Here is a 4206-nt window from a genome sequence, read left to right as displayed (position 1 = left end):
CCCTTGATGGCGTCGGACATCCTGGTGCGCAGGGCCGCTGCGGCCGCCTCGGCGTCCATGCCGACCAGGTCGATGTAGTGGATCGTCCGGAGCAGGCCGGTAGGTACGCAGGCCTCGACCCGCACCGGCACGATGCGCCGAAGCCGGTCCTGGTCGCCCGTCCAGGCCGCCGGCCACACATGATCGCCGGGATCGGCGAAATAGTGTGGCGAGAGGATGGGCACGACCCGGTCGGAGCGGTCGAGCATGCGGCTGATGTTGGCTACCAGATCCGATCCGGGCACGATATCCCAGGCTTCGAGAAAAACCTGCGCCTTCCGACCGTCGAAACGCACATGCTCCTCGAGTTGCCAGGCGATCCATTTCGCCCATTCGGCATCGGCGCGGGCATGGGTAAGGAAGAAGTCGCAGTGGCCGGCCGCGCCGGTCTCCGCGTCCGTGGTTCCGCTGGGGGCACCATCCCCCGAGCGCCTCGTGCCAGGCACATCGCCCCCTCATCAGCCTGACCAGGAATGCCCCGTCAGCGCGGCTCCGCGGCCCGTCGGGGGCGACATTTTATGAGGTGATCTATTTGCGCACGGTAGCACGTCCGCGCTGATTCGCCGGCCCTGGCACGGCACAGGCCAAAGGAAGGCCGACCGTTCCATCTGGGACGCGACGATCGGCAGCGGTGCTCCCGCCGCGCGCTTTGGACCCGAGCGACCCAAGGTTGGTTCCGATATTGCTCATCCTGTTTGACCAGCACAAACAGCGCGACAAAGATCGTTCTTGCGTGCCCCCGGCAAGACGGCACGCAGAAGGTTGCGGGCGCGACCAGAGGTTCTCGAACCGGCCGGCTTGTCATCGCGTGCAGCTTCAGGCTGGGGCTGCACGCGATGACGGTGGCTATCGAAGCGTCGTCGAACTCGCGGTGCCCAGCCGGGGCCAGACCTCCTTCTACCTACCGCCGGGGCGGTAGACATCGGCTCGGTGAGCGATCCGCAGAAGCGTCACGAGCTTCGCTTCCTCGTCGACCACGTACAGCACCCGGTACGGTCCGCGACGGGCACTGAAGGTGCCTGCCAGTTCCCGTTCGAGAGGTTTGCCGACCCGCTGCGGTGCGACCGCGAGGTCGCCGAAGACGAACTCGATGATCGCTGGCACGATGCGCGGTGGGATGTGCTGGAGGTCTCGCCGTGCCATGGCCGTGAAGACCACCTCATAGCTCACCGGGCGCGTTACCGGTCGCGCCTGGGCACGCTGAACTCGGCGCGGATCTGCGCTTCGTCGAAGACCCGCCCGGCCGTCACGTCGGCCGTGGCCTCGGCGAGAGATTCGCGGATGCTCGGCTGCGACAGCCAGTACAGGGTCTCCTGGATCGACTCCCACTCGTCGACGCCGATCAGGACGGCCGCCGGCGAGCCGTTCTTGGTGATGGTCACTTGCTCGTGAGTGATCGCGGCGGCGTCGACCAGTTCGTTGAGCCTGTCCTTGACCTTCGAGATCGGTAGCGTCTGCATGGGCACCATTTTAAGCTTGAATTCAAGCTTTGCGAAGGCCTGAATCTGGGGGTCTGGGAGAAGGCAACGCCACGAAAATCGCGTAGTTCGACCGGAACGCCGGCCGGGCGTGTGTGGCGGGTGCGGGGGCGGCCCTACGGTGCCCGCCGCGTGCCGGTGGCAGCCGCCTCCAGGCCCGAAGACACCGGTGTTGAAGTCGACGCGGTCGTGTGCCTGGGCAACAGCTTCGGGTATCTCGACCCGGCCGGCGCCCTTCACAACCCGGTAGGACGTTACAGCGTCCGATGGTGATGGTCAGTTAGGTCCGGGGCCCGCTGTCGAGATGTGGGCCTGGATGCCCATCGCGGCCAGATCTTTCCGCAGGGTGGTCTCCTTGGCTTCGATGCCGCTGGTGATCGGCTGCCAGAGCGCTTCGTGCTCGCCCACCCATGCGGGCACCCGCAGGAGAAGAACATCCCGTTCGGCGTTGAAGATCCAACATTTGATGCCGCGTAAGAGCGCCCGGCAATAGGGGTGTGGATCAAGGAGCGGGACTGGGTGCGTGCATCGCGAGGCAGTGGAGGGAGTCACCGGAGGTGTTGGGTGGCGACCGACGAGCCGGGGTACCCGTGCATCGCGCAGCGATGGATGGGGAGCGATGCGGCGAGGTGCGTGCCCCAGCCCCGCGACGCCGCGCCCCTATTGCCGGGCGCTCTAAGACAAAACTTATCCCGACAGGCATGACGCGGCGACCAGGCGTTGCCGAGTAACACGCAGAACCCTCAGTCGTGTGCCCCCGGGGGCTTATACAGCATCTACGCAAACCGCGGCGATGGCCAGCCTTGTCGTATCAGCCCGGCTACCTGCGTCTATCACCCCAAGCAATGGCGATGGCAGTGCCCGTAACAAGCTGGCTATACGGATGTGCTCTCTCTGGTCAGCGCTCTAGCATCCTTCATCAGAAGGAATAGGCGAAGTGGGTGGGTCGGGGAGGGCTCGAACCCGAAGTGCAGGTAGAACTGCCGGGCCTGGTCGTGCAGCGCATGGACGAGCAGTGCTCGTACACCGACGATCTCCGCTGCGGAGACGATGCGGGTGATCGCGTCCCGGAGCAGATGGGCACCCAGGCCCCGGCCTTGTTCCTTGGCGTCGGCGGCGAGGCGGCCGAGCAGAATGACCGGGACGGGGTCGGGCATGCCCTGCCCGACGCGCCGACTGCTGCCCAGTCGCTGGACTGCCCCGGTGGCCAGGGCGTAGTAGCCGACGACGCGTCCGTTGCGGATAGTGACGAAGCAGCGGGATGCTCCTGCCGCCTGGTTGCCCAGCGCGCGTCGGCGCAGCCAGTCGTCGAGCGAGAGCTCGCCGCTGTCGAAGGCCGACAGGTCGTCGGAGGCGATGATCGGCCGGGGGGCCGAGTAGCCGCTCACTCAAAGAGCGATTCTTCGGCGAACAGGCGCTCCAGCCGCGGCTTGCGGGTCACCGGACGATCGAGGACGGTGAGGAATTCCGCCCACGCCTCGTTACCCAGGGTGAACAGGCGCTGGTCAGCCAGGACGTCCTTGGCTCTGGCCACGGCGGCGTTCACGGTGAACTCGGTGACGGTGGAGCCTTCGGCCTCGGCAGCCGCGCGGATCAGCGCGTCCTGTTCCTCGGGTAGGCGGACGGCGATGCGGGAGCTCTTGACCATCGTCATGCTTCGAGTGTGCGCCTGGTAGGCGTACGGGTCATCCGTCCGCCGCCGTTCGCTGACATCCGCCCACATCCGCAGCCGTTGCTACACCGGTTGCTACAGTGCGGCGCATGTGATCAGAGCGCTGCTCTGGGTCGCTGGTCGCTGTCCATGGAGGGGCTTCCATGGAAATATGGTAGTTATGTATACGCAAAGTAAATCTGATAGTGTGTAACGCATGAAGAGCATGACGGCCACTCAGGCGGCCCGCAACTTCGCCAGTGTGCTCGACGCGGTCGAGCACGGACAAGTTGTGGTGATCACGCGGGATGGCGTCACGGTCGGCCGGTTCGTCCCCGAACGGCGCACCACGGCCGACCGGCTCAAAGACGCGCTGCGGGAGCACGCGCCGGACCCCGCTTTTGCCGACGATCTTGAGGCTGTGCGGGCCGACGTGCGGGCCTCCTTCACCGATCAGGTCCGCACGTGGCCAGACGTGTGATTCTCGATACCGGGGTCATCATCGCGTTCGAGCGAGGCACGCTCGACATTGATGCGGTCCTGGGGGCGGACGACGCGGCGATCGCCTCGATCACCGCAATGGAGCTCCTCGTGGGCGTTGAGCGCGCGACCGAGGCCCACAAGCAGCGTCGTGCACTGCATGTGGAGGCAGTGCTTGCCAGCGTGCCGGTTGTGGACTACACGCTCGACGTCGCTCGGGCACACGCCCGACTCGCTGTCCACGCCATGCACCGCGGCAGGCCGCGGCCAGCGCATGACATGATCATTGTTGCCACGGCTGTGGCCGAGGGACGCATACTGCTGACGACCGATGCGTCCGCCGACTTCACCGGGCTGGCGGGCGTGAACGCCGAGGTGCTCAGCATGACCTGACACGCAGGTCATGTGTGCGGGTGAGTGGTGAGTTCGTCGGGGAGGCATCAGCCTCGGTGTCCGCCGGTTGCTGTCCTTTCGCGCCGCAGGCGCGTCAGCGCCGAGAAGCGGAAACGGCGCGACAGCCCGGCGGCATGCCATGACGATCGGGTGCCGACCCGCGGA

At 66.3% G+C, this 4206-nt stretch carries 8 protein-coding genes; 2 read left to right on the top strand and 6 right to left on the bottom strand.

Annotated elements, in window-relative coordinates:
* From MJ785_RS07160 to MJ785_RS07135, 6 genes are all read right to left on the bottom strand, one after another.
* On the bottom strand, nucleotides 1–485 hold a 485-nt coding region (locus MJ785_RS07160; protein ID WP_239380227.1), incomplete at its 3' end, for a toll/interleukin-1 receptor domain-containing protein.
* Between the two features lie 451 nt (nucleotides 486–936).
* A complete protein-coding gene (locus tag MJ785_RS07155; RefSeq protein ID WP_239308634.1) occupies nucleotides 937–1209 on the bottom strand; it encodes a type II toxin-antitoxin system RelE/ParE family toxin in 273 nt (90 codons plus the stop codon).
* 8 nt (nucleotides 1210–1217) lie between these two features.
* Nucleotides 1218–1499, bottom strand: coding sequence for a type II toxin-antitoxin system Phd/YefM family antitoxin (locus MJ785_RS07150; protein WP_239308635.1), 282 nt, complete (start codon nucleotides 1497–1499; stop codon nucleotides 1218–1220).
* A 294-nt stretch (nucleotides 1500–1793) separates the two neighbouring features.
* Nucleotides 1794–2069: a hypothetical protein gene (locus MJ785_RS07145; RefSeq protein ID WP_239380226.1), complete on the bottom strand. Its 276-nt coding sequence runs from the start codon at nucleotides 2067–2069 to the stop codon at nucleotides 1794–1796.
* A gap of 323 nt (nucleotides 2070–2392) precedes the next feature.
* Complete coding sequence (locus tag MJ785_RS07140; RefSeq protein WP_239380225.1) at nucleotides 2393–2905, bottom strand: GNAT family N-acetyltransferase; 513 nt, start codon at nucleotides 2903–2905, stop codon at nucleotides 2393–2395.
* Nucleotides 2902–3240: a DUF1778 domain-containing protein gene (locus tag MJ785_RS07135; protein WP_239308638.1), complete on the bottom strand. Its 339-nt coding sequence runs from the start codon at nucleotides 3238–3240 to the stop codon at nucleotides 2902–2904. Before MJ785_RS07135 ends, MJ785_RS07140 begins: the two co-directional genes overlap by 4 nt.
* A gap of 145 nt (nucleotides 3241–3385) precedes the next feature.
* On the opposite strand from MJ785_RS07135, the gene MJ785_RS07130 reads away from it, so the two are divergent.
* Nucleotides 3386–3649 carry a type II toxin-antitoxin system Phd/YefM family antitoxin gene (locus MJ785_RS07130; protein ID WP_239380224.1) on the top strand — a complete coding sequence of 88 codons (264 nt, stop codon included), beginning with the start codon at nucleotides 3386–3388 and terminating at the stop codon, nucleotides 3647–3649.
* The gene (locus MJ785_RS07125) at nucleotides 3634–4041 is read left to right on the top strand and encodes a PIN domain-containing protein (RefSeq protein ID WP_239308640.1); all 408 of its coding nucleotides are present in this window, start codon (nucleotides 3634–3636) and stop codon (nucleotides 4039–4041) included. Before MJ785_RS07130 ends, MJ785_RS07125 begins: the two co-directional genes overlap by 16 nt.
* Nucleotides 4042–4206 lie beyond the last annotated feature (165 nt).

The sequence above is a fragment of the Protofrankia sp. CiT1 genome (assembly GCF_917627335.1).
Classification (GTDB): Bacteria; Actinomycetota; Actinomycetes; order Frankiales; family Frankiaceae; genus Protofrankia.
This window is presented reverse-complemented; position numbering and strand designations above follow the sequence as displayed.